Raw genomic sequence first — 25,055 nt, forward strand, 5'->3', positions numbered from 1 at the left:
CCAACTGCCAATACTCCCGCACAGAACCCACCAGGGAGTTCAACTATGACCATCTCGGCTCAAAAGCTTGAACGTTGGACGAACTACGAAACGGCGGCAATCAACGGTGCAAAGGAGACTCATCAGCATATACGTGCGAACCTCGACAAGGATACGTCACGACTCAATAACAGGAGTGATGCACGATTTGATACGCTGCTCCAAGGTTCCTATGCAAACACAACCCTCGTCCGAGGCAGCGGTGATGTCGACATCTTGGTTAGGCTGACCAACCCATACAAGGGAGATCTATCCAAGTTAGATTCAAGAAAAGCTAATCACTACGAACGTACTGCGGACTACTTCCAAGCGAGTTACAGCTTAGAGGATTTCCAGTCAGATGTTCTTGCGGAACTTGAGGAGATTTACGGTTCGAACGCAGTGACACGCGGGAACAAGGCTATCGAGATCGACCAAAGCAAGTGCCAACTTACCACAGATGCGGACGTGGTGCCCTGTCAGGAGTATCGGAGATACACCAACTATCAGGGCGAACAGCATGACCCGGAAATGTTCTACAGGGGAATTAGATTCTTTCCAGCTAATGGAGGCGATACAATCATCAACTTTCCAGAGCGGCACATCGAGAAGGGCACCGAGCTGAACGACGCAGCCAATGGTAACTACAAAGAGACAATACGGCTCTTCAAGAATGCGCGTAATGCGCTTGTTGAGGAAGGTCGAATCAAGAAGGACGACGTTCCTTCGTACTTCATAGAATGCTTGTTGTCTAACGTTCCTTCAAGCAAGTTTCACAGTTCTGATCTACTGGATCGCTTCGGTTCGATCATCATCTACTTACAGAGTGAAGAGGTGGATTTCACGACGTTCTCAGCCCAACATGGTCTTGAACCTCTGTTTGGCCGGTTTGATGAGACCAAATGGGATCGTCGTTCTGCAAATCAGTATATTGACGCACTCGGTTGGCTGTATCACAACGGGTAGCTGAAACGTGCACACCTATTCCACTGATAACGATAAGCGGGTTAAAGTCGCGGCCGGTTTGGGTATTCTCAGCTATCTCGTCACATCTAATCTGGACTTCTTGATCAGACTATTTCAGCCCTTCACACCGTTTGGACTCGATCCTACAGTCGTATCGACTGGGATGGTGCTCTCAGCGGTACTGATCATCTTTGAGAGGCGAGCTTGGTCCGTTGGGGTACTCCGGTCCCTTGGTGTTGTAGCCGTTCCCGATCTGTCTGGACACTGGGAGGGGACACTGACCCCGATTGAGTCAGCGACTGCAGGTGACGAGGAGTACAAATCAGGCGATGAGGTCGAAATCGAACTTAAGATCCGCCAAACATGGAGGAGAATCGTCATCCAACTGGAGACGGAAGATTCGATATCTGAAAGCTTAGGCGCTTCATTTGTGACTGATAAGATTGACCCCAAGATCCACTACTACTACGAAAATACACCAAAGCCAGGAACATCACAGACCATGAGCCCTCATCGAGGCAGTGCAGAGCTGACTGTTATCAATCAGGGTGAATTGAGGGGTCGTTATTACACGGGACCCGACAGACAAAGCTACGGAGAGATTCGACTTCAGAAAAAGCGAAAGGCGAGCCTGATGTCTAGGATTCTATCTAAATAACTGTTCAGAGGGTATTACCGAGCCCGTCTCCGAAGTATCCACATTCATCACACCGAACGTGTGTTCGCATTTTTGCATTAGCTGTCTCAGCATCTGAAGAGCCCTTTACTGCGCCGAACAGTCCACCTAATATCGCTCCCTGTGGCCCGAACGCGCCTCCAAGTAATGCACCACCCGCTGCACCGGCTAGAAATCCTCCCCATTGGCTCTTTGATCTCTCTTCTCCCTCTGACTTTGCCTCGTCCTCGCTCAGGATACGAGTAGGATAGGCCGATTCAGAGTCGCATTTTGGACAGGATATGTCATCCTGCTCCAGTGGGAAATCCTTGTGAAACGATGGCCCCGCGTCAGACATGTGATCGTTGATGAGTTGCTCAACGGAATAATTCTCTCGTTCAATTGAGCGATCTCCTGAGTTTCTTAGACCTTCAGACAGTCATTATCAAGGAGATCGTCCCTCAGTACGCCGAAAGCTGGCTATCTACACTACTGGATAGTGATCGCCTGATCTGGTCGCGATCCTACCCAAGCGGCGATAGCACGCTTTCCGCGGTCCGGACCGATTGTTCCTGATTCCATTCAGTACCGTAGGACGGTAGCTCTTGGTAACTAAATCGGACACGCGCCAGTCCGCGTGCGTCGTTATCAACGACGACGTACTCAGCGCGCTGTCCGGGTTCAAGCGATGCAGTTCCTCCTGACAGAGGAGACGCTGATCAGGGCTTCAGGACCAAATAGCAGCCTTCTCTGCGGAACCGCTGAACCCTGTCGGCGCGCACCGAATCTGAACTTCGTCCATCAACACCGAGTCCGAGACCGCGAACACCAACCATCCAACCATCAGTTCTCCTTCTGACTGATATCCTCTGTCGAAGAGCTCTCCACTGACCGGATCAGAGATCGTCGAGACATATCCGGTGTCGAACCTGTCGTAGGTTTCACTGTTGCTCACAACAGCGAATGACTCCTCATCAGGTATTGTTCCGCCCCCACCGATGTTCTCTCGGCTGACTTCCGCCAAGAGGATCTGTTGGCCAGAGTCAGCTGTGTACGTCTCTTCGGAGTAGCCTTTACCGACTGTGATCGACTGAACGAACTGCGGATAGAGTGTCTCAACGGTGACTTCCCACCGATCACCGAACGCGTAGCTCTCGCCGAAGTCTCTCGATACTGGTTTGATATCGATCTCGTCCCGTCCGCTGGCCCCATCCGGCCCACGAACCCGATATTTACGGTCAGTGAGTACATTGGCCGAATCGGACAACTCGACTTCTTTCGTAGATTCGGCGCTGACCGACTCACTGATCGTAGCGATCTGCTCCCACGCGCCGGACTCGTCTTCTGTCCCGATCCGCCGTTCGAGAATGGCGTTGTAGAACCCGTCTCCCTCCCCAGTGTTCTCGAATTCGACGATAACCGGATATTCTGCGTCCAGTTCTGCGCTGCTGGGTGTGAGAACACCAACCGTCGAGGTGTTCGGGGTCGGGAGCTCTCCAAGAGACCAGCTGATCTCCGGCGTCTCTGAATCGCCCAACGAACGGTAGAACGAAAAAGCATCTCCAGCGAGATCTCGGCTCACATCGAACACGACATACCCTGTCTCTCCGGGTTGTGCATCGCGATACGTAACAGCCGAGTCGTCGTCCGGAAACAGTGCCTGTGACTGAGCAACCTCGTCATCAAGCTCGAATGCACGTAGCGCTGGATCGGACTCACCATCTGGATTTTCAACGGCGAGATCAACCGCCACGTAGATACCGTTGTCTGGGCTGACAACCTCCGTCTCATCGAATTCCTCTTGGAGGAACGATTCTACGAGCCGCGGGTTTGACACGGACAGTGTGAGGTCGCCGATAGCAACCTGTTCTCCGAGATCAGCATTTACCGTCGTGATCTCGATCTCGTGAGATGCGTCGTAGTCGGTGATCCGGAATGAATACTCACCGGTGTACCCGATGAATGTTGGGCCGACAGTTGTTGACTTCGTCTCTGTGATCGGGATCTCCTCGATAGTCACGTTCTCATCGATGCTGAAAGCACCTTCACCGATCGTCAGAGTAGTACTGAATGTTCCAGTCCGACCTCCGGTGTTCTTCGCGCTCACTTCGAGCTCGAAGTCCTCTCCGGCATTCGCTTCCTCTGGACCGGATATTTCCACATCCTCGAAATAGGGCGGACCGGAGCGGACGGCGCCACGAATCGTGTTGCACCCTGCGAGGCTGGCGAGAGAAGACGCGCCGACGAGTGAGAGAACTTTTCTTCGATCCATAACCGGCCGTGAGCAACGCATCTAATCAATCCACCGTCACGATTTGCGGGACTGATAGTAACCCATCGACGAATGGGTGTAAAATTCATCGACGACTGTCTAATCGAGGTACAATTTCCAGCTGCCAAAGGTAAGGCCAACAAAAATCCAGTAGCATGAGTGCCATCGGCGCTAGATGTCGGTGAGGCCCCATTGAACCCGAGTGTAGCTGGACTACTGGGAATAGAGTCGCGAGCCGTCCGTGCTCAGTGGAAACAAAACCCGAACAATCCAACGGCTTATCGTAGCTGGAAGACTCAATTGTCTTGCGATTCCCAGATAGTCGTTCAATTATACAGAAGACAGAAGATCTATGCGGAAGTGAATATAGAATTTTACTTTTTATTCAATTCAACTAACATATCGACCATAATGTACTCTGAGAACAGATTCTTGTATTCTCCCTCGCTGTAAAAGAAGAGGACACCAAAGACAAAGAGAAACGCACCGAAGTATTCGCTCCCGAGATCAGTGTTTATCAGATCTATAATAATTGGTGTGTACTCCGGTGACGACTGTAGAAGCGTATACTTGCTTTCTCTCCAAGTCAAATCGTAAGACGCTGTACCAATGATAACTTGATAAGCAGAGAATGAAAATAATACTACCCACATACTCCTAGAAAATGAGAAAATTGCTTGGAAAAGGTTAGCTCGACTTGATTCTCCCGACTCTAGTATGCTCATTGCCGAAGTATAAACCATATTCCCGTCATTACTATCCAACCAAGAAACCTGTGACTCTATCGACTGCTTGAATGACTCATTGAGTGGTCTATCCTGTTTAAAACGATTCTTGAACTGGTTTCTGTGTGGTGTCAGGACTTTACTAAACCAGTCACGCAGAGACTCAATTGGCCCAATTGCGGCTAAGACATAACCTAAGCTGTAAGAAAAGAAAAGTTCGTATCTACCGGTCGCAACTCCATATGCCAAGGTACCTACAATAGGTACAATCAACACCGCCAAGGAAAGTACTACATATAGGTCCGATGGGTCGTCCTGTTTACCATTATTGTTATTTGAACCCGACTCACTAGATTCTTCATCTGTTTGATCATCAAAATACCCACTGACCGCACTATTTAAAACATTCTTTGCGGTGATGATTGAGTTCCAATACGCTCGCATTGATAGATATATCGTCGACTCAATGTAAACTGAGATAGTGTGAATTGCTTGACCAACAGCAAAGCCAAACACGAAGACAATCAGTACGGTTACAGCCAGAAGTGCGCCAGGCGAGGTGTCAGTGCCAGATAGACTCCCTGTTGGAAGAGACAGGATGCTGAGTGTAAGAAAGGAAATGCCAGGAAACGCCTTCGCATACAGACTGTAAGAATCGAAGATACTCGAGAGATTACTTTGCACAACATTCCCCATAGATTACAACATATTAAATGGACTTACTCACTGATATATGAACTACCCGCAAGATCTTGATCTGGGCGTAGGATGGCCTGTTATTGGAGCAATGCACGGTGTCTGGCGTCGGCTCAAGGCAACCCCGAAATTGAACAAATCCTACTCGAATGCAGATAACCGGCTATCTCGATATCCCACCAGCGTTCTCCGTATCCGCTCACGGTCCCATCCCAGCGGCGACAACACGCTCTCGGCAGCCCGAATCGCTTGCTTCCGATACCAGGCCGTATCATACCCACGCAGTTCCTCGTGACTCAGCCGGACCCGCCCCAGCCCGCGAGCGTCGTCGTCGAACACCAGATACTCGACCCGCTGGCCCGCCGCTAATGCACAATCCTTCCACTTCGCGCGCTTCAACGCAGCCACGGTCACCGTCTCGTGACGGTATTGTTCGGCACGCTTCGACACGCGTTGCGTAATCAATAAATCGGACGGCGGGACTTCCTCTCGCTCCAGCCGTCCGAGCCACGTCGCGAGTTCCGATACGACCGCCTCCGCGTCGTGGGTCCGATCGAGCGTCCGGATCAACGTGGACTGGAGCTGCGCGATCCACGTCGGGGTGTCGTCCTGTCGCGATTCGATCCCACGCGTCTTCACCGCGTCTCCGAGTCCTTCGTCGGGATACTCGACGCCCTGACGACGGCCAAAGTACCGTGTCAGCGCCCCCCCGTCGCCCCCGCGACGTGGACAGAACGCGACCCAGTCGAAACCCCCCTCATACTCCAATTCGATCCGGGTCGCCTCAGAAACCTCCGTTGCAATATCGTCGAGTGGTCGTCGATCACTCTCGGCGACCTCGGGTGCGGGCGTCACCCAGATCGAATCGACGATTCCGTGAAGGACTCGCCAGCCTCCTTCTTCGAGTGCGGCTTTCGCGTCCAGCAGGATCTCGCGAGCGAAGGCGTTGATCGATTCGTGACACTCGATCCGACCGAACTTGGCGTTTGAGAACCCCTGATATCCGAAGCAGGACACGAGGATCCACTTGATCGCTGAGGATCGCGCCTCCAGGGTCGCCCGTTCCTCAGGGTCGTCCGTCTCCTGGATCCGGCGCTTGATATCGCTCCGCCCGTCGATGAGCGGCCCGAGAACGTCCGGAAGATAGCCGTCTCGTACGCAGATCGAATACCCGATCTTCGGGACCGCTTCGTTGTCACAACAGCCGCATCGGACCGTCTCCGGCGAGATGTTGTATTCGCGGATGATGTTCGGATACATCGACGCGAAGTCGAGTTCGTACACATCCTCGTGGACGCCGACCTCGGGCGCGAGTGTCGTCCCGCCTCGGTCGGCGGTGTCCAGCGTCGAGGCGGAACGGAAGAATTCGGGTCGCCACGCCCGCCACGGAACGAGAACTCCACAGGACCGGGCCTCGCGGATCTGCATGGCCGTCAACACGCGCCCGATCGAGGCCCACCCGAGTTCTTGTAACGGCAACCCCGCGCGTTCAACGAGGTCAAGACACCCGTCGAGGCCCGATTCGCTGTAGAAGAACGTATTCGCTCTGTCCAGAATCACGCGCCCCGGAACCGAATACCGGGCAGGGGAGTGACCGACCCGTCCATAGCTCGTGTACGTCGATTCGGAGGCCAACTGTGTGAATCCCGGTTCGCGACCAAGGGAGTACGGCTCCAGCCCGTACTCTGCGGCCGCCTCGAAAAGCAACGGGACGACGCGAGCGGTGTCAACGACGAGAACATCGGGATCGACAGATGAAATGCGGTGTTCGACCGTTTCCGCGACCTCCTTTGGAGACGACCCGATTTCTCCCCCGTCGATCTGGAGCTGTCCCAAGGCGGAGATACCCGACTCGTGAGCCGGAAACTGGATACGGAGTGTACGGAGGTCGCGGACTGAGGTATCTGGAGCCGCCTCGGTGTCGGTTTTAAGCGTGTACCGTAGTTGTCGGGTGAGGTCGACGTTGTAACAGGTGTGTTCGTCGGGATCTCCGAATTGGTGGATCCGCCGAGCAACCGAACGGATGTCTCCAACCCGTCGACAATCCACACGAAGAACCGGCCGCGCGCTCGATCGAAACGTCTGCCGCCACACGTCGATCTCAATGTTCGCAACGGCGTCCTGTCCGTCGAGAAATGACCGCAGATCTCGGAGTGATTCTGGAATCGCGCCGCGCTTCGCCAATTTCGGATCCGGATCCGGACCTCCGTCACGACCGTACAACTCTGAGACAGGGGATCCGAAGAACAACGTGGGCCGATAATCATCGACGACGGTCCGATCGACACCGTCCTCCGACAGCCGCCACTCGATAACCGATTCGTCGTCGTAGTCGATCGCGAGTACCATACTGTGCTATTCCTCGTCGGTGACAGACACCTCAGGCGGCCGGTCCGGAGTCTCTCTCTCGTCCCTGACTTCCGCCTCAAGTTCCGTGACTCGACGTTCGAGTTCGTCGATCCGGTCCTCTTGTTCGATGTCGATGCTGACGAGTACCGGCGCGAGGCGGTCAGGGTGATTCAGGTGGCCTGCCGCGTCGGCGTGTTCTCTCGCGTAAGTCCACAGCCGATCGAACAGCGGTTGGTGGCGTCGACGGAGTGCGCGCCGGAAGTCTCCCCACTCGTCCTCCATCCGTGAGAGAATATCACGGAACGTCGGATTCGTCCGTCCCATAGTTACCACCCCTCCGGTGTGACCGGTGTCGACGGGTTCGGGACGGTACTGGGTGTGTCTGCCGTGGGACCGTTCTCGTCGACCAGAGCGCCGGCGGCCCGGGCACGGTGTTGGAGGATCTCCTGCCAGAACGCGAGCGTGGTTTGCATCCAGCCGTCCCCGAGGTGGTAAACCAGCGTCTCGTCTCCGCCCTTCTCGTCGGTGAACCGCGGGCCGAACTTCGTTGCCTGACAGGTCAGCGTCTCGCGAGCGGCGGCCACGAGCGGCTCGCTCAATTCATCCTCGCGTGACCGGGTGAGAACAACGGGAACGTTGCGTTCCCGAGCGATGCCGGCGAGTGTCGCGAGTCGGCGAACGAGGAGATCACGCGCTTGTTCCCGAGAGATATCGTCCTCTCGATAGAGTCGGTCCATACCTGGCACAACGAGGAGTGCTGGCTGATCCCTATCGAGGGTGCTATTCGAGACGATCCGCGGGAGTCGGTCCAGTAAGGAAGCGTGCTGATAGGCCGTGAATCCCCGCCCGACCGTAATGCGGTCGAGATATCTCGAATGAGGGGCGAGCCGGTGAAGCGTGCGGGTTCGGGCGTGGCCGCCGGCGTCAACCCAAAATGCTCGCCCAGACTCCCCGAGCAAATGATCGAGGACGACCGCACACAGCGGCTCGACGCCAAGAGACGAGTCGATGTCGAGTAGTGTTACTCCCGGTTGGAGCGACGGTAACTCGACCCCACCGTTCGAACAGTCGCGTTGCATACACCAAGAGTGGATTACTGGACGTATAGTCGCGAGCCATCCATGCTCGGCGGAAGTGAAACACGAGGATATCCGGGTGCTATTCGAGGCGAATGGTCAGGGTCGTCTTGCGGTTTCCGTGTGAGAGGATTTAATACCCGAAGTACCAGTCGAGTTGCGGAAGTGAAACGACTGAAAGATCGTGGATCGGTGTTCTGGCATGACCGCGCGGGGGTGCATGAGCACGATCGTCCTTCCCCAAAACTGAACATCTGAGACAGTTACCCGTGCGCTGTAGTGTTCGGTTTTGCCCCCGACCGAGACCGACCACGCTGAACACCTGATCCACCGCGCATTGGTCGTTTATATGTGATTCTGAGACTAGCCACTCCCGAGCCCCACTGAGTGAGGGCACTTGTTCAGATATGGTTGACTCACTCGTTCTAATCCAGAGGGATCGTTCCGGGCCGATGAATTCACTCTACCCCCACAACACCGGGTAATTCCATTGGAATCTGAGTCAGCGAAGATGGCTGGTGGCCACTGATTGAAAAGCTCTGTTGGCTATCTCATTCTGTGGTCGGTTTCTGCTGCATGGCGAATACAGACTGCACATCGGCCCCAATCTAATTTCAATCACATATTACCATACTCAGCTTGGTTTCACAGATCTCTTTCCTCCTGTCGGCGACGGTAGATGCCTAATTTTATATTCTAACTACATATCAGTTTCTTACATGACTAGAGACAAACTAAAAGTCCTACTCTTAGTCTTCACCATCGTCGCTGCCGTCAGTATCAGTGGCCTGGCAACAGCTCAGTCGGACGACTGGCCAGATGACGACCCCAAGGAGGTGTCTCTTGGAACTTACTCCGGAGAGGTGAGTTCGACCGATGATCGCGATCTTTTCGTGATCCCTGTTTCAAAAGGACAAGTTCTGAATCTCGAACTGTCGAAGGATGCTGGAGAGTCCGTATATGCACATGTGGACTATCCTGGCGGAGATTTCTCACTCAGAGATGACGAAGGAACTAGTTCGTCCAGACGAATTACCGTTGAGGAAGATGGGTTATTGAGGTTCAGTGTTGGTGGTTTCCCTGATGGGTCGAGCCTTCCGTGGACGATCACTGCGGAAGATTCGGGAGAACGCGACCAATGGTATGACACTGAAACACCCGAGGAATCATTCGGTAGTCATTCTGGACAGGTGAGTTCGGTCGATGATCGCGATCTCTTCGTGGTCCCTGTTTCAAAAGGGCAAGTCCTGAACCTCGAACTGTCGAAAGATGCCGGAGAATCTGTATATGCACATGTGGACTATCCTGGCGGAGATTTCTCACTCAGAGATGACGAGGGAACCAGTCCATCCAGAAGGATTACCGTCGAAGAAGATGGGCTTGTGAGGTTCAGTGTTGGTGGTTTCCCTGATGGGTCGAGCCTTCCGTGGACGATCACTGCGGAAGATTCGGGAGAACGCGACCAATGGTATGACACTGAAACACCCGAGGAATCATTCGGTAGTCATTCTGGACAGGTGAGTTCGGTCGATGATCGCGATCTCTTCGTGGTCCCTGTCTCGGAGGGCCAAGTGGTCTATCTGAAACTGTCGAAGGATGCTGGAGACTCCGTATATACACATGTGGACTATCCTGGCGGGGATATCTCGCTTAGGAATGACGAGGGAACTAGTGAGTCCAATCGGGTTACAGTCGAAGAGGATGGCCTTTTGAGCTTCAGTGTTGGTGGTTTCCCTGATGGGTCGAGTCTCCCGTGGACGGTGACCGTAGGTACAGGGAGCTCCGAGACAACAAGCACAGCCGAACCCACGGAAGCGAGCACACCCACATCTACACCAGCTCCAACTCCAACTCCCACACCAACCCCCACACCAACCCCCACACCAACTCCCACACCAGCTCCAACTCCAACATCCACACCAGCTCCAACGTCCACGTTTACTCCAGTTCCGACAACCATACCGACGGATACGGCTAGTGACCGCACGGAGAATTCTGAATCATCTCCGACTGAGGATGAGGTTGATTCTGGAGATGATGTACAAGACAGTGATGGAGATGGTGTAATAGACTCCAAAGATTATGCACCCCGTGACCCTGAGGTGCAAGAACAGAGTGACGTTCAGAATACCTCTAGCGGTTCAGCACCGGGCTTCGGAGTTATCGTTGCTGTTGTGGCGCTGATTGTCATTTCACTTGCTGTTATTCACCGGAGTGAATAGTCGATAATCTCAGCCCACATTTATCAGAAACTACCTGTATAATCCGTCCCGATTTGCTGAAAACATCTTCTTTACCCAGCAAGGAATCAATTCTAACCGGTTTTACATTTGCAGAGTTGGAAGTCACCGGCTCTGTTGAAATCCTCAGTAAGTGATATATTCTGACCCGGTTGCGGTCAATCCAGACTGAGATCGACTGTAACTCAGATAATCACGACAACACTTTCCGAGAGGGGATGTTGGTGTGACATGTCTATGCAGGGTAACATGTCCGTCTACTGTGTATGTACACCGGTTGTTGATACGAAATACGACTCTGAGAGTGATCGTTCCGCTACAGACGCTATTGTAAGGGCTCTGGCGGACGCTGCCGGTGTTGATCCAACCGATATCCCCCCGCTGTTTGATTACGTTGACCCGGACGCTCTCAACACGCTGTTTGATTCTTCTGACAGGGGCACAGGCGGTGATACCCTCCTCAGTTTCCAGGTAGACACGTGGAACGTGTTCGTCCGCTCCGACGGTCGCATTCGCGTCTGTGACGCAACTCAACCAACCGAACCAGAACCCGTATTTGAGTCCACAACCGCCTAATTCGGGTTCTGTGCGTGGCCAGCGCTACTGATTCATTCGCGCCCTGTAATCAGCACAACCTCATTAAACAATCAGCGTCTGAAGATCTCAGCAGAAGCGAGTCAGGTAGTTGGGTCGTGAACTGTAGTTCTTGCCCAGGTCGGTCAAGACATCGGTTCTTCATGTGCGTAACTGTCGGTGCGTAGCAGACACCGGATCTATTGGAGTCTCGTTTATTGATAATTTGTCGGAACCGTGCTGAATACAGGACGAGAATGCAGCACGTCGCTGTGCCGAATTAGAGGATTGCCTAATCTGGTCAGTGCACAAAAATAATGAATCGAAATGAATGATGTTCCCTCCATTTTCGGTTACGACCGGTGTGCAAGACATAGAGAATCTATCTCGCAGCCCGTCTCCCGAGGACAAACACCAGCAATGCAGCTAAGATTGCGCCAAGGGCAGTTTCGGAGATCGCCGCCCAGCGACCCCAGCCAACTGGTTGGTAATTCCCAAATCCGAGTGTCGTGAATGTGAGGGTGCTAAAATACAGTGCTTGGGGAAAGACCACTGGGATGTCCCCGATGGTAGAAGCATGGAGAATTTGACCGGTGTCTGTAACGCGGAGCCCGCTGAGTGAGTACATAATAGCATAGCCAAACACGAACGAAAGTGCTGTAATCAGGATACGCCACGGGCTTTCTCCATATAGCAAGACAAGTCGGGCAGTCGAAGCACGTACCCACTTAGCCCACCGTCGGAGAGCTAGACTTGGTGCCGCTGCCGCCTGTTCAGCGTATCGCTGGCGGTGCATATCTTGCCGTCGCACGAATCCGATTGCTTGCAATGTTGGCAGAGAGTTATCTCGGCCAATTGTCTCGATGAGATGGTATTGCCGTGCGGCTTTCTGATATCGACGAGTGGCGTCATCCCTACCATCCTCATCGTTCTCCAACTCAGTCCCTGCGGAGGTTTGAGGCCTGAGTGGGAGGTAGGATCGAATAGCCGCGATATATTGATACAGACCCGATTGTGCCTCGGTGTCGAATTTGGGATCTGCGTCTACGCGTGAGGGGCGATTCGGGGTATCGTCTCTAATCGAAAGAAAATCGACAGTCTCATCGATAAATGAATTCCCGAAAAGCGCTCCATCTATGTCAGCGCCGTAAAAACTACAGTTAGAGATATTGGCTTCTATGAACTTCACTCGTGTGAAATTGGCACCTTCGAAATTGCCATTTGAGATAGTCTGACCTATAAAATCGGCCCCTTCAAATGTTACTTGGCACTTTGGCCCGAACGTCGTTTCAGCGAATGACACGTCTCCTTCGACATCGAATGTGGCACTATTGAATGCGATGTCGCTCTCCCCTTCGAACGACAATCCCCTAAAGTAGATGTCACCCTCGCCTGAGAATGTGCTATTGGGGAAGTGAAATCTAGTATCGTCGGGAAACTCAGCATCCCAGAAGATCGTCCCTGTGCCGCTGTTGAAGGTTGTCTGATCGAAATGGATCATCCGATATCCGAAGTCCACATTACCGAAGTGGACAGTACCTCCAACATCAAATTCTGACAATGAGAAATCGACGACCGTTCGAGAGCCGAACTCACTCTCAGTGAAAATAACAGATCGACCAACATCAAATTCGGCGCGATTAAAATCGACAGTCGCCACATCGAAAACACTCTCACGAAATGTAACCCGATCGTCGGTACAGAACTTAGTCTGCGAGAAGTCAACGTTTGAAAACCGACTATCGAATCCACACCCCCGTGCGTCGAGACTCGGTTCGATCCGAACTCCGCTCAGGTCAACATCGCCACTGAAGCGGGCGTGCGTGAGTCGAATCGGGTAATCATCGTCCGCAGCTATAGTCGTTCCCGCAGCAATTTCGAGGTTGCCAAAATTGGCCCCAATAAATTGCTTCCTTCTCCGGGTAATCTCTGTATCCCTGGCTTCAGTCGCTCTATCGAGCGCCTCGAGAAGAGCTTCACCTTCGTCTATATTATCAGGGAGCTCGTGGGGAGGTGTATGAAAGATACAGGTTGGTAACGTCCCTCGTGAAGGGTGTTCAAAGGCGTCATGCGGACATTCCCAGGATTCAACTTCTAACCGGTGATCCGGAGTGGCATCTTGACCTGGTTGCGTATCTACCAATAGCCAGTCCGATGGCGCCTCCCCATGCCAGTTGGACGGGTCCGACATATGGGCTTTGTATGTACAAATTGCTTGAGGCATCGTCTGCCAGGACCTCAGTTGGCTAAGATAAAAGAGCCTGGTCAAAGTATGGCTACCATAGCTCCTCGGCTTCTGCGTCTAACTGCGTCCCTGCGTACTGCAGGTAATCGTTCGCGCTCGATAGATCGGCGTGACCCATTGTCTGCCGGATATATTGTGGCGTCGCACCCCACGCCGCGATCAACGTCCCGTAGGTGTGCCGGAGGACGTGTGGCGTGATCTTCTTGCGGAGGTCGGTCTCGGCGGCCACACGCTTCACGCGGTTCGTGACGGTCTGACGAGTAGCGTCGTACGCTTCGTGATAGCTGAAGTAATCACGAAGCCGTCGCACTGTGCCGGGGTGCTTCAGCGGGATCGTCCGCGCGGAGTGCTCAGTCTTCGGCGACCACTCGCCTTCGGTGGGGGGCACCCGGAGTCGCTCGGATTGCCAGTCGATCCAGCCGTCGCGAAGGTGCGCGAGTTCGTCGGCTCGCATCCCGGTGTGAGCGAGCGTGTAGATCGCCACCTGGTGGTCGAGATTTCGCTCGTCGGCGGCCGCGAGCAACTTGTCGAGCTCGGATTCTGTGAGGGGTTCTCTTGTCCATGCCATAGCTGACAGTAAAACGAGTTTCCAGCGAGACCTAAATACGGCCCGTGTGGAGGGGGTCAGCGCGGTCGAGTTTGACAGTCCCCCGTCTCTGTAAAACCTCTCGCCTACCACGGACCGGTCCGCAGGCCGATACCTATCGCCCCTGGAATCACTACGATCAGGACGGCTCCGGCACCACACTCAAGAACTGGAACTATACCAGAAATTCCGCTAATCTCTCCAGCCAACACTGTCGGACAACTATTGATCAGTGGAAGTGCTATCTTGTTACGTGCAGAGGCCACTGGGGCCCCTACCTCGGATACGGCCCAGAACGCCACCAATACCAACCCTACACTCACGAAGGCAGTCTTGAATCGCATATCGTCAAATGATCAAGGATAAGTCAAGTATCTTGCACCCAATCCTGTTTGACAGTCGTGTAGCTCTGTAAACAAAGACGAACTACTGTTCGCCGTTAGTACGGGGTATCCAAATGGCGAAAGAACAATTCTACCACATTGACGGACACGGGGAGTTGGAAGTAGGCGAGACAATGAATCTTGAGTGGCCGCCTCGGATTAAGGATAAAGTTCAGGTACGGTCAGAATCTTCAAACGAAGATGTCCTGGTGTCTGAATATCCTGATATCTAACGCTCGCAAATACTGGAGGGGAGAACCTGGCTCGGACTCACCGACATGGGAAGTTGTGATGGAGCCCCCGTTCGAAGTAATGGAACAGGTGCCAGAGCCACAATAGAATATTCTATTTCCTTACATATTCTCGATAGAGTGATTTGAAACCGGACTAAGGCTTGTAGCGTCAACACGATGATGGGCGTTGGGGGCCATCCAGTAAACAGAAACGCAGTATAGCCAGACTCAGGTCTGTCCAATGACCGGTTCAATACTCTCACCAAGGATCATTCGCTGCGTATTTCCACCGAAATAATATGTACGATGAGCCCAATCAGAGATTGTGACAAAAGAAAAAGAAGAAGAAGAAGACACAAAAGAAATTAGTGGACAAAAACTGGATGAGGCACGCTTCACGGTCAATAATCAATTACAAGTGGCTAATTCCAATGAAGATAAAGCATTTAGACTCTTACAATTCAACTTGACAGCACTCGCGGCGATTTTCACAGCATTTTCAGTCGTACCGTCGATAAACGCTTCAGTTACCGAATTCATCAATATACCAAATGCTCTAGCCTTGTTCCTACTCCTAGGTTCTATTGTAACAGCAGCGATAAGTTTCTTGAGTGGATCAAAGGTACTCGGAGTCAATGCAGGTATGCTTCAAGTAGAAATTGATACTGCTGATGAAATGAAGAATGCACTAGTCGAATCGTACTCTAAGTGGATCTCTGAAAATAGAAAATCAGTTCAGTTTCAATCATATATGACGACATATTCGATCATAATGTTTGTTAATTGCTTGATATTCGCAATTTATGGAGTAAGCGCTACGGTATCTGGTTCGGTCGGATCTTTCTGGTACTATGTATTTCTCATCATAATTATGATATCTGGGTTATTTATTAGCTCTACGGCTTATTATTCTGACCGGTTCGCTGAGTTATTGATGACTAATTAGAACTGTATAATACAGATCAGTCCGCCGTCCGCGGCTGTCCGAACGCGTCCTGCTCCATGAGCCGCTGTGCGGCGAGTCGCTCGACGACCTCGGTCTCCAACGGGTCGGGGACCTGCGCGTCGTCGACGAGCCGCACGAGGTAGACGCGCCGCCCGAGCCGATCGACCACGACGTTCTGCTCGCCCGGAATCGCGCCGTCCTCGTTGAGAACGCCGTCACGTTCGAGCCCGCACTTCGGGAGCGTCACCACACCGCTTTTCCCGCGCTTTCTGAGCTGTCGCATACTCGACGCGACCTGACCACTGCTAATAAAGGGCCCGTGCGGAGCGAACGCGCCTACTCTCAGAGTGCCATTGTATGGATCTTCTGCTGAGGTTCTAGTACGGGCGTCAGGTCTCCCGCTGTATCGGCCGCCCTACCGGCCGAACAAAGCATGGGATCGGACACCCCGCCGCCACGAGGCGGCACCGACGACGGTTTCGAGGAGCATCGTATCAAGCGCCCCAGCGAGCCGGGGCTCGACCTCACGCTCGGCGACGTAGCACGCGTCGACGAGCACGTCGGCGATCTCGTCGGAGGTCGAGCGTGAGTTCGCGGACGCTCGGGGAGGTGGTCAAAGGACTCCTGTCGGCACTCGGCGACGCCCTCGACGCGGTGATCGGCGCCGGCGAGAGCGAACCCGATCCCGACAACCGGCCGCCGATCACGCCGAGCGCGAAGGCGATCGAGACGTGGCCGACGGAGTCGCAACACGAGCACGACCCGATCCAGCAACCGTTTCAGGGGCATCCGAAGCCGCTGGGGGGCGACCTGTGAGCGAGTGCCCGTGGCCCGGCTGCGACGAGCTGCCGACCGTGACCGTCGTCGAGCCACCGGCAGACGACGAGATCGAGCCCGGGATGTCCGGCGCACCAGCCGGCCGGTACTGTCCCGAGCACGCCCAACGCGTCCGCGACGGTGACTCGTGGTCGGTCGACGAGGTCGAACCCGATCGCGTCGAGTCCGAGGTGCGCTGGCAGGACTACTCGACAACGGAGGTCGGCGACGCGTGAGCACGACGGCGGAGGAGCGCGTTCGGTTCCTCGGCGCGGTGATCGTCACGTCGATCGTCTCGCTGTCGTTCACGCTGTCGGTGCTGCTCGACGGCGGACTACTCGCGGCAGCGGCGTCGCTGCTGCCGCTCCCGCTGTGGGCGTACATCGCGTGGGAGGAACTCGGCACCGCGGCGCCGACGCGCGACCGCGAGACCGAGCTCGCAACGGACGGAGGAACACGGACTCGCCGCCCGGAAAGCGGCGATGACACATGAACTTCAACGAGCTATTCAGCAAGCGAGCGGCGGCGCTCGCGATGGTGGTACTGCTCGTCGCCAGTTCGGGCGGAGCGCTCGCCCAGGCGGCGATGACGATCAACGATCCGACGCAGATCAACTACGAGAGCGACGCGGTGCAGAACCCCGGCGTCGAGGTGACACTCGAAAAGGACACCCACCAAGTCGGGTGGGACACCGTCGAGTACGAGGGTGACGACGGTGAGGTGAAGACACCGGACGCCCGCGTGAACGACTCGGAGGCGAACCCGGTCGGGATCACCGCTACCGACATCGCGTTCGAGGATGCGGGTGCGTTCCCGCGGTACAACGAGAGCCACTCGGCGCTGCACGCCGACGAGTGGTCGACCGAGACGGGCGTCTCCGTCTCGAACACGACGACCGCGCCCGACGTGGACGCGCTGAACGTCGCGACGAACGGCTCGTTCTTTGACGGTAACTCGGCGACGGCGACGTACACACTCTCGGAGTCAATCGACTCTGACGAGAACAAGCGCTCGCTGCAGCTGTTCGCCGACGTGAACACGCTGGACGCCGGCGCACACGTCGAGGTTCGGATCGTCGACGAGGACGGCGACTACAAGACCGCCGTGATCGACCCGGACAACTCGACGGACGCCGACCACGTCTTGGCGAACGCGACTGGTGAGGGCTACGTCCTGCAGCACCAGCTCGGCAAGATGGACACGACGACCGTCGGCGGCTCCGACGGCGAGTTCGACAACATGGCGTCCGTCGAGATCGTCGTGATGGACGGCGACGCCGACGTGTCGCTGTCGGTGATCAACGCCGAGAAGCTCGGCGAGTACACGCTCGGCGAGCAACGCGTCGACACCGACGACGACGGCGAGAAAGACGACACGCGGACGATCACCGAGCCGAGCGGGACCTACTGGGTGACCGGCTACGACACGCTCGGCGAGACGTTCTCGAACGCGACGATCGCAGGGTCAGAGGTCGCGATGATCTTCGACGCGTCGTCGCTCGAAACCGAGACGGACGCCCGGATCGAGTTCACCGACGACCGCGGTGACTCGGGCGTGTACCCCGGCTTCGAGTTCATCGTCGACGTGTACTACCGGCTCAGCTTGCCGAGCGCGTACGACGTGAGCTACTCGAACGCAGAGCTGACCGACACGGTTGAGCGACCGTCGAGCCGGTACGAGACCGTCGAGTACGCGGAGGGCGTCTCCGACACCGAGTTCGAGGAGATCTCCTCGTGGTCGAGCGTGAAGTCGAGCTACGACTCGCAGGGCGACGAGGTGACGCTCGACTCGACGATCCAGCCGGGCCAGGAACTCGCGATCCACTACGAGTACCTCGTCACGGCCTCCGAGAAGGACACGTTCCCGGCGTCGAGCGGCGCGGCTCCCGGGCAGTACGCTGGTGAATCGGGCGGGTGGCTCTCGAACATCCCAATCGTTGGACAGTGGCTTGGTGGCATCGCGGCCGCCGTCGGCGCGCTGTTCGGCGGCAAGTGGGCGATGGGGAAGTAAGATGTCGCAGGCAGAGCCGCTCACGCTGATCGAGAAGGCGCGCGGCCGAGGACTCACCGGGATCGCCAAACAGGGCATCGGCGGGTGGCTGCTGGCGCTGTCGTCGAGTCTCATCCTCGGCGTGCAGGCGCTCACTCAAGTCCTAATCGTCCCGATCGACCTGTTCGTCAACATCACCGAGGCGGCGGGAGAGGCGTTCATCGTCTCCCCGCTCGGCGTGGTGATCGCCGGAAGCGAGGCGTCCGCGCAGTCGATCGCGGAGTTCGAGTTCCTCGGGCTGCCGATCGGCACGGTCGTCGTGCTGGGGTCGTTCGCGATCGTGGCGCTGTACCTCCGGCAGCCGTGGTCCTCGGACTTCGTTCCGGGGACGTTCACCGACTCGCTGGGGACCGGGACCGAGGAGGAGGGCGAAGCGTAGCATGACCGCCAGCCGCCCGCAGCAGTCTCGAACTGGAGATCTCGTGAGGTGGCAGCGTGGCTGAACGGGATCAGGGCGGCGGCGGTGGCGCTATCAACGTCGGCGTACTCGCCGATCGGTTCCTCACCGAGAACAACAAGATCGCGGTCGGCGCGCTCGGCGGTGGCCTCGTGGGAGGCGGGCTGTACGCACTGCTGCAGGGGCTCGTCGGCGTCGTCCTGAGCGGCGGGGCGGCGATCGATCTGCTGCTACGGGGCTACGCGGAGGCGCTCACGTCGAACGTGAACGCGCTGCTCGACGGCCTGCAGGCCGAGGTCGCGGACGCATGGGATCCGTTCCAAGCGGGCGCGTTCTCGCTGCCGCTGAACCTGATCGTCGTGCTCGCCGGCATGGGAGTGCTCGCACTCGCAGTGTGGTGGTACCGTGGCTGACGAGCTCGGGATCTCGGACACGGAGGGAAGCGCCGGCTCGACGAGTTCGGCCGGCTCGGAGAGTGGCGGCGGCGGGCCGGTGCTGCCGTCGTGGCTCCCGAGCTCTCGGTCGGGGTTCCTGGCGCTCGTCCGGGGAGCTGTGTTCCGGCCGATCGTGAAGACGATCCTCGGGATCGCTGCGACGGCGTACGGAGCGGTCCTCACGCTGTTTCAGGGCTCCGAGCCGGGCTTTTCGCGCGAGGAGTCCGTGTGGGGACTCGCCGATCTGCTCCCCGCGCTGGCGTCGTACGGGCTCGACCTGATCGAGTTCGTGTACGGCGCCTACGTCGACGTGGGCTTGTTCATCGCGGGAGCGATCACGCCGTCGGTGTCGGGCCCTGTCGACGGGCTGATCCTGCTGGTGGTGTTCGCCGTCGAGGCGGTCGTCACCGTGTTCGTCCTGATCCGCGGGACGAGAGCGATCGCGGACGCGATCCCCGGCGTGTCCGGGGTCGAGACGTTCCTATTCGGGTGATCACAGATGGGAAAACTCAGAGACAAGACGACGGAGGTACTCACACACCCGGTTTCGGCGGCAGCGAGTGCGTTTGCCGCCCTCGGGAGCGTCCTGAACCCGGAGTTCGTGTTCGCGCTCGGCTCGGCGCTGTACGCTGCGGCGCCGAGCCTGTTTACGGGCTCGTCGATCGCGGCGTTCACGCTCCCCCAGGTGTTCCCGGGGCTATCGATTCTCAAGCCGGTGTTCCTCGCGATCGTCGCGATCGCGGGGCCGCTGTACCTCCTGCGGCTGGTGAACAGTTCGACGGATACGATCGAGGACGAACTATGACACGAGACACACAGAGCAAGACGAATCGCCGGCGGGCAGGGGGTGGTCGGTAGTGCCGACCGAGATCCTCTCGCTGCTCGCGGAGAACTGGATGTGGGTGATCGGCGCGACGTTGTTCGCGCTGATCGCGTACTGGGCTGTCGACGAGGGGCGAGACGCCGACGACCGCGTCGAGACGGTCGAACGCGTCACCGATCGCGCGGAGAACGCGACGGGCGGGTTCCTCTCGGGGGCCCGAGCGCTGCTGCTCGGCTTCGCCGGGATCGGCGTAACCGTCGCGGGCGAGCTGCTCGGGCTCGCAACAGCGCTGAACGAGCTACTCGGTGGGGTGCCGTACCTCGTCGGGATGCTCCTGTACGGCGGACTGAGCTTCGCAGGCGTCTATCTCGACGTGCGGCCGGCGACGCTGGGAATCGCGTTCCTGATCGTGTTCATGACGGTGTCGATGATGTGGATCGGGAACCGTCAGGGGAGGGCGGCGTAGCATGGTCGCCGCCGAGATCGTCACCGGCGCGTTCGAGGTACTCGCAACCGGCGCGAGAGTGACCGTCGAGGCGATCTCGGCGGGATGTTTCGCGGGGGTACTCGCGTGAAGCGAGCACTCCTCGCGACGCTGCTCGTCGTGTCGCTCGTGGTGCCGCTCGTCGCCGTCGGCGGGGCCGTCGCCGACGGTCACGACGGAGCGGCCAACGAGACCGACACGGACAGCGAGGCGTACACGTACGAGGACCTGAAGCGCGGCGGGACGACCTACGAGAGCGCGCCGTCCTCGATGCGGTTCCTCGGCGACTACAGCAGCGCGACCGTCCGCGTGTTCCCGGTCGGACCGGGTGAGTCGGGCTGGCACTACCTCGAACGCGGCGAGGTGGTCAACTCGAATTCGGTGCAGCTACGGACGGTTCGACTCGCTCCCGTGGACGAGCTCGACCGGACGCTGAACGTTACCGTCGTCGCGTGGCAAAAGGGCACCCGGACGGTCGAGCGCGGGAACTCGACCGTCGAGGAGACGGTTGCGACGAACGTGACCGTGCGGCGCCAGCAGATCGAGGCGGGGCGCGGCTACGACACGGCGAACGTCTCGCTCGGTCAGCACTACGACTCGACCTACCAGATCACGATGTGGGTCGAGGAGAACCCCGACTCGCGCTGGCGGTTCGCGCATCGCTCGGTCGAGACGACGCGGGCGCTGCCGTTCGTTCCGACGTGGGGCGGCTACTGGTCGTTCACCACGACGAACGTCCTGCTGTGGATCGTCGTGCTGACCGGCGTCACCGTGGTCGGCGCCGTGGGCTCAGTCGAGATCACCGGCAAGGGCCCGGGGCTCGGGCTCGTCACGTGGGCGATCATCATCGCGATCGGCTCGGCAACGGTCGGCATCGGCGCGTTCGTGTGGACGGCGTCGTTGCTGTCGGCGGCGCCGCCGGTGATCGCGTTCGTAATCGCGGCGGTGATCGGGATCGTCGTGCTCGAAACGACCGAGAAGGGCGTGTTCAGCGTCGCGCTCATGCGGTTGTTCACTGAGGAGAAGAAGAACCCACGCGGCGACTTCGCGAAGGAAGCACGAGAGGCCGAGTTCGAGAAGGTGACGCTGGCGAACACGGCGACCGGGACGAAGGTGATCAAGCCGGGGCTACGGCCGTGGCTCGCCCGGTTGCGGACCGGCGGCACGGAGTTCGTCGGGCTCGAACGCATCGAGTTCGAGTTCGACCTCGGGAGCCCGGAGGTGCCGTTCACCGAGAGCGTCGCGGATAAACTGATCTTCGTCGACGAGGACGGCGTCGGAGACGACGGTGAGCTCGTGACCGCTTCGCCGTCGACGGTCGAGTGGGACCTCCCGCTGCGCGTCGAGACCGACGACGGCGTTCGAACGAACTGGACGGCGGTGTTCTCGCTGGCGTTCCACGCTCTCGTACCGTTCGCGCTGGCGTACCAGACGATGAGCTATCTGGGAGTCGGCGGCGGGCGCGTCGTCGGGGCGTTGTTCGCCGCTGTCGTCGTGTACGCGGTTCACACCCGGGTCACCGAGGGCCGTGCAGAGTTCATGCCCGCGGTTGGCATGACACAAGACGCGGTCGCGACAGCGATGCACCTGCAGTCGGAGGTCGACGACTACCAGACGCTCGAAAAGGCGCTCTCCGCGCTCGTCGACGAACGGAACTCGACGGACGAGTTGATCGAGACGCTGCAGGAACTCGACGCGGAGGCGGCCGTGCGAGACGCATCGCGACGTGACACGAGCCCGGGATCGTTCGCCGAGGGGACGAACCCGACTGCGGAGGCTGACGACTGATGTCGTCGGATCTCCCGTCGCTCGGCTCGACGATCGAGAACACCGACGAGACGGCCACGGCGGCCGTCGACGGTCTCGGCGACGCGCTCGCACAGCTCGACGGGGTTCGAGCGGGCGAGGTCGACGAGTCGGTGCTCCCGGAGTTCGAGCGCGAGGACACGTCCGACGAGATCGTCTCGACGCGGCCGGCGCTGCAGGCGCTCAACGAGCAGCAACTCGACGCGCTGCGGGAGTTCAGAGACGAGGGCGTCGAGCATCGCCCGGCGCTGCTCCGGTGGCTGCTGCGGCTGCAGTACCGGACGCTGGGGCGGCTCCCGGACTACTGGTACTTCCACATCGCGACGGACCCGACGGCGCTTGCGTGTGTCCTCACGGGGCCCACGCGGGGCGTCTACAACCGCCGCGGCGAGACGAACGTCACGCCGAAAGAGGCGTGGGGGACGCGCCGGCGACTCGTCGCGCGGTACCTCCGACCGGCGTGTCGCGAGGCGTTCCGGTTCCTGCGGCCGAAGGCGACGGAGTACCTCGACGACGAGTACGACCCGGAGAAGATGGCAGCGCTGGCGATGCGGCCGGCGCTCGACGAGCACTACCAGCGTCAGGAGGAGGCACTTGCCGAGTTCCATGAGGGGTTCGAGTCGGCGGACGTGCTCGACGCGTGGCTGCAGCGGCTCGACGCGGCGACGTTCGGGACGATGAAAGCGGTCCACCCGGAGTTCGACTACGAGCTGACGACGACCCGGCTGCAGCCGGAGCTGTCGACGAGTTCTGAGCAGATGTACGTCGAGGCACGCGAGCGGATCATCGCGCGGTTCCTGCTGCCGGCGTGCAACGTGGCCGTCCGGGAGCTGGCGGAGCGAGCGGGCGAATCGGACGATCAGGAAACCACCGCGAGCAGCGGGGTCGAACTATGAGTAAGACACAACAGACCCACGAGACGACACGAGCAGAGATCGTCGAGGCGTTCGAAGCGGAGACGCGGACCTCGACGTACCGCGGCACGAGCTACGGGATCACCGACGCCGCGTCGATGCGACGCGATCACGGGCTCCGACCGTTCTGGAAACAACTGTACGAGACGACCGACGCGACGACGATCGACACAACCGCGGACGCGGTGGCGTACCCGGGCGTCGTTCCGGACTGTCTGATCCACCTGCGGCGCGACGAGCGAGAGCTGCTCAAGCGCGACGACCCGGACCTGTCGAACCTCCCGAAAGCACGGCGGAACGTGCTGCGGTGGCTCGCCGTCGACGACGACGCGCTTGCCAAGATGTCGATCGGCGGGACGGACGTACTGGCGACGGGACAGCCGGGCTCGGGGAAGTCGACGCTCGGGAACGACCTGGCGCGGCAGGTCCTCGAACTCAACCCGGAGGAGGCGTTCGTGTGGCGCGGCACGCCGTCGCGAGCGGAGTGGACGCCGCTCGCACCGTGGACGAAGCTCCTGCTCCCGTCGAGCGTCGAGTCGAGCGTACGGGTGCAGCCGCCCGCACACGCGTCGGGCTCGTTCACGCTCGACCCCGAGAACGTGGCACGCGAGGTCGTGTACTACGACGACGTGTACGACCTGCTCGGAGAGTTCGAGGCCGGCACATTCCACGTCGTCTATCCGGATCCAGCGGGGCGCGGTATCGCGGACGTGTTTCAGCGCTCGCCACGGACGGACCACTTCGAGTGGGTCAACGACGCGAGCATGGCCGACGAGAGCGAGTACGACACGCCGACGCCGCTGTCACACTGGTGGTTCGGGTTCGTGGTCGCGCTCGTCGACGAGGCGGGGCCGGAGGCGCTCTCGCTGCTGCTCGACGAGGTGGGCGACCTCCTGCCACAGGCCGCCCGCAGCGGTCCGAAGAACCACAACTGGTACGAGAAGATCGAGGCGTTCCGCGACGCGCTCGTCGACGCGCGCAAGAACAACAAGACGCTGTTCATGATGGGCCACAACGAGGCCGACGTTCACGATCTCGTCCGGCGGAAGCTACGCTGGCGGGTGACGATGCCCGGGTGGCCGAACCCGACGGCTGGCGACAGCGTTGTCGGGTTCAAATCGGCCCCGATGCACGAGCAGCACACGCAGTACATGACGGTGGGGCGGGGGCTGTGGTGGAACGCGCTGCACTACACGAAGTTCAGCTGGGGCGACCTCGCCAAGCCGACAGTCGCGAAGGTTGCTGTCGAGCTCGGCGGTCGGGGTGATCGTCGATGATCGACGGGGTCGATCGGCGCCAGCGAGCCGGAGCAGTCAGATATCTGACGCCAGACGTACGCGCGCGTAACGAATCGATTAGGACAACCCCC

The 25,055-nt window shown here is 58.0% G+C and carries 27 protein-coding genes; 18 read left to right on the forward strand and 9 right to left on the reverse strand.

From position 1 onward, the window contains the following. Nucleotides 1-45 precede the first annotated feature (45 nt). On the forward strand, nucleotides 46-984 hold the full coding sequence (locus tag P0Y41_RS01510; protein WP_284062250.1) for a nucleotidyltransferase-like protein: 939 nt from the start codon (nucleotides 46-48) through the stop codon (nucleotides 982-984). 163 nt (nucleotides 985-1,147) lie between these two features. Beyond that, a complete protein-coding gene (locus tag P0Y41_RS01515) occupies nucleotides 1,148-1,642 on the forward strand; it encodes a Cap15 family cyclic dinucleotide receptor domain-containing protein (protein WP_432764883.1) in 495 nt (164 codons plus the stop codon). A 4-nt stretch (nucleotides 1,643-1,646) separates the two neighbouring features. Here the strand turns inward: P0Y41_RS01515 and P0Y41_RS01520 are convergent, their stop codons facing one another. The 6 genes from P0Y41_RS01520 to P0Y41_RS17805 form a co-directional block, all read right to left on the reverse strand. Continuing rightward, nucleotides 1,647-1,997 carry a hypothetical protein gene (locus P0Y41_RS01520; RefSeq protein WP_284062252.1) on the reverse strand — a complete coding sequence of 117 codons (351 nt, stop codon included), beginning with the start codon at nucleotides 1,995-1,997 and terminating at the stop codon, nucleotides 1,647-1,649. 369 nt (nucleotides 1,998-2,366) lie between these two features. Beyond that, complete coding sequence (locus P0Y41_RS01525; RefSeq protein ID WP_284062253.1) at nucleotides 2,367-3,911, reverse strand: COG1361 family protein; 1,545 nt, start codon at nucleotides 3,909-3,911, stop codon at nucleotides 2,367-2,369. A gap of 374 nt (nucleotides 3,912-4,285) precedes the next feature. After that, complete coding sequence (locus P0Y41_RS01530) at nucleotides 4,286-5,320, reverse strand: hypothetical protein (RefSeq protein ID WP_284062254.1); 1,035 nt, start codon at nucleotides 5,318-5,320, stop codon at nucleotides 4,286-4,288. Between the two features lie 153 nt (nucleotides 5,321-5,473). Further along, nucleotides 5,474-7,681, reverse strand: a complete 2,208-nt coding sequence (locus P0Y41_RS01535) for a type B DNA-directed DNA polymerase (RefSeq protein ID WP_284062255.1) — start codon at nucleotides 7,679-7,681, stop codon at nucleotides 5,474-5,476. Between the two features lie 6 nt (nucleotides 7,682-7,687). After that, nucleotides 7,688-8,005 carry a DUF8156 family protein gene (locus tag P0Y41_RS01540; RefSeq protein ID WP_284062256.1) on the reverse strand — a complete coding sequence of 106 codons (318 nt, stop codon included), beginning with the start codon at nucleotides 8,003-8,005 and terminating at the stop codon, nucleotides 7,688-7,690. Between the two features lie 2 nt (nucleotides 8,006-8,007). Continuing rightward, complete coding sequence (locus P0Y41_RS17805) at nucleotides 8,008-8,418, reverse strand: hypothetical protein (RefSeq protein WP_321170855.1); 411 nt, start codon at nucleotides 8,416-8,418, stop codon at nucleotides 8,008-8,010. Nucleotides 8,419-9,476: 1,058 nt separating this feature from the next. On the opposite strand from P0Y41_RS17805, the gene P0Y41_RS01550 reads away from it, so the two are divergent. Both P0Y41_RS01550 and P0Y41_RS01555 read left to right on the forward strand, forming a co-directional pair. Beyond that, entirely contained in the window at nucleotides 9,477-10,979 is a 1,503-nt protein-coding gene (locus P0Y41_RS01550) for a PGF-CTERM sorting domain-containing protein (protein WP_284062258.1), read from the forward strand. 255 nt (nucleotides 10,980-11,234) lie between these two features. After that, a complete protein-coding gene (locus tag P0Y41_RS01555; RefSeq protein ID WP_284062259.1) occupies nucleotides 11,235-11,573 on the forward strand; it encodes a HalOD1 output domain-containing protein in 339 nt (112 codons plus the stop codon). Between the two features lie 379 nt (nucleotides 11,574-11,952). Here the strand turns inward: P0Y41_RS01555 and P0Y41_RS01560 are convergent, their stop codons facing one another. Together P0Y41_RS01560 and P0Y41_RS01565 are read right to left on the reverse strand one after the other, a co-directional pair. Continuing rightward, nucleotides 11,953-13,761 carry a pentapeptide repeat-containing protein gene (locus tag P0Y41_RS01560; protein WP_284062260.1) on the reverse strand — a complete coding sequence of 603 codons (1,809 nt, stop codon included), beginning with the start codon at nucleotides 13,759-13,761 and terminating at the stop codon, nucleotides 11,953-11,955. Nucleotides 13,762-13,846: 85 nt separating this feature from the next. Further along, nucleotides 13,847-14,383, reverse strand: a complete 537-nt coding sequence (locus P0Y41_RS01565) for a tyrosine-type recombinase/integrase (RefSeq protein ID WP_284062261.1) — start codon at nucleotides 14,381-14,383, stop codon at nucleotides 13,847-13,849. 959 nt (nucleotides 14,384-15,342) lie between these two features. Here P0Y41_RS01565 and P0Y41_RS01570 point away from each other — a divergent pair. Then, nucleotides 15,343-15,963, forward strand: a complete 621-nt coding sequence (locus tag P0Y41_RS01570) for a hypothetical protein (RefSeq protein ID WP_284062262.1) — start codon at nucleotides 15,343-15,345, stop codon at nucleotides 15,961-15,963. A 16-nt stretch (nucleotides 15,964-15,979) separates the two neighbouring features. Here the strand turns inward: P0Y41_RS01570 and P0Y41_RS01575 are convergent, their stop codons facing one another. Further along, nucleotides 15,980-16,246 (reverse strand): DUF8053 family protein, encoded by a 267-nt coding sequence (locus P0Y41_RS01575; protein WP_284062263.1) that lies wholly within the window; start codon nucleotides 16,244-16,246, stop codon nucleotides 15,980-15,982. Nucleotides 16,247-16,396: 150 nt separating this feature from the next. On the opposite strand from P0Y41_RS01575, the gene P0Y41_RS01580 reads away from it, so the two are divergent. The 13 genes from P0Y41_RS01580 (at nucleotide 16,397) to P0Y41_RS01640 (ending at nucleotide 24,963) form a co-directional block, all read left to right on the forward strand. Then, nucleotides 16,397-16,552 (forward strand): hypothetical protein, encoded by a 156-nt coding sequence (locus P0Y41_RS01580; RefSeq protein WP_284062264.1) that lies wholly within the window; start codon nucleotides 16,397-16,399, stop codon nucleotides 16,550-16,552. After that, entirely contained in the window at nucleotides 16,549-16,779 is a 231-nt protein-coding gene (locus P0Y41_RS01585) for a hypothetical protein (RefSeq protein ID WP_284062265.1), read from the forward strand. The genes P0Y41_RS01580 and P0Y41_RS01585 overlap by 4 nt, the downstream gene beginning before the upstream one ends. Beyond that, entirely contained in the window at nucleotides 16,776-17,015 is a 240-nt protein-coding gene (locus P0Y41_RS01590; RefSeq protein ID WP_284062266.1) for a hypothetical protein, read from the forward strand. Before P0Y41_RS01585 ends, P0Y41_RS01590 begins: the two co-directional genes overlap by 4 nt. Continuing rightward, nucleotides 17,012-17,272: a hypothetical protein gene (locus P0Y41_RS01595; RefSeq protein ID WP_284062267.1), complete on the forward strand. Its 261-nt coding sequence runs from the start codon at nucleotides 17,012-17,014 to the stop codon at nucleotides 17,270-17,272. The genes P0Y41_RS01590 and P0Y41_RS01595 overlap by 4 nt, the downstream gene beginning before the upstream one ends. Beyond that, nucleotides 17,269-18,789: a hypothetical protein gene (locus tag P0Y41_RS01600; protein ID WP_284062268.1), complete on the forward strand. Its 1,521-nt coding sequence runs from the start codon at nucleotides 17,269-17,271 to the stop codon at nucleotides 18,787-18,789. Before P0Y41_RS01595 ends, P0Y41_RS01600 begins: the two co-directional genes overlap by 4 nt. Before the next feature lies 1 nt (nucleotide 18,790). Beyond that, entirely contained in the window at nucleotides 18,791-19,207 is a 417-nt protein-coding gene (locus tag P0Y41_RS01605; RefSeq protein WP_284062269.1) for a hypothetical protein, read from the forward strand. Between the two features lie 56 nt (nucleotides 19,208-19,263). Then, nucleotides 19,264-19,638 carry a hypothetical protein gene (locus P0Y41_RS01610; protein WP_284062270.1) on the forward strand — a complete coding sequence of 125 codons (375 nt, stop codon included), beginning with the start codon at nucleotides 19,264-19,266 and terminating at the stop codon, nucleotides 19,636-19,638. After that, nucleotides 19,631-20,152 carry a hypothetical protein gene (locus P0Y41_RS01615; protein ID WP_284062271.1) on the forward strand — a complete coding sequence of 174 codons (522 nt, stop codon included), beginning with the start codon at nucleotides 19,631-19,633 and terminating at the stop codon, nucleotides 20,150-20,152. The genes P0Y41_RS01610 and P0Y41_RS01615 overlap by 8 nt, the downstream gene beginning before the upstream one ends. Nucleotides 20,153-20,158: 6 nt before the next feature. After that, on the forward strand, nucleotides 20,159-20,464 hold the full coding sequence (locus P0Y41_RS01620; RefSeq protein ID WP_284062272.1) for a hypothetical protein: 306 nt from the start codon (nucleotides 20,159-20,161) through the stop codon (nucleotides 20,462-20,464). A gap of 52 nt (nucleotides 20,465-20,516) precedes the next feature. Beyond that, nucleotides 20,517-20,948: a hypothetical protein gene (locus tag P0Y41_RS01625; RefSeq protein ID WP_284062273.1), complete on the forward strand. Its 432-nt coding sequence runs from the start codon at nucleotides 20,517-20,519 to the stop codon at nucleotides 20,946-20,948. A gap of 105 nt (nucleotides 20,949-21,053) precedes the next feature. Continuing rightward, nucleotides 21,054-22,754, forward strand: a complete 1,701-nt coding sequence (locus tag P0Y41_RS01630) for a hypothetical protein (protein WP_284062274.1) — start codon at nucleotides 21,054-21,056, stop codon at nucleotides 22,752-22,754. After that, a complete protein-coding gene (locus P0Y41_RS01635; RefSeq protein ID WP_284062275.1) occupies nucleotides 22,754-23,668 on the forward strand; it encodes a hypothetical protein in 915 nt (304 codons plus the stop codon). Before P0Y41_RS01630 ends, P0Y41_RS01635 begins: the two co-directional genes overlap by 1 nt. Further along, nucleotides 23,665-24,963 (forward strand): hypothetical protein, encoded by a 1,299-nt coding sequence (locus P0Y41_RS01640; protein ID WP_284062276.1) that lies wholly within the window; start codon nucleotides 23,665-23,667, stop codon nucleotides 24,961-24,963. The genes P0Y41_RS01635 and P0Y41_RS01640 overlap by 4 nt, the downstream gene beginning before the upstream one ends. Nucleotides 24,964-25,055 lie beyond the last annotated feature (92 nt).

This window comes from Halobaculum halobium (assembly GCF_030127145.1).
Classification (GTDB): Archaea; Halobacteriota; Halobacteria; order Halobacteriales; family Haloferacaceae; genus Halobaculum; species Halobaculum halobium.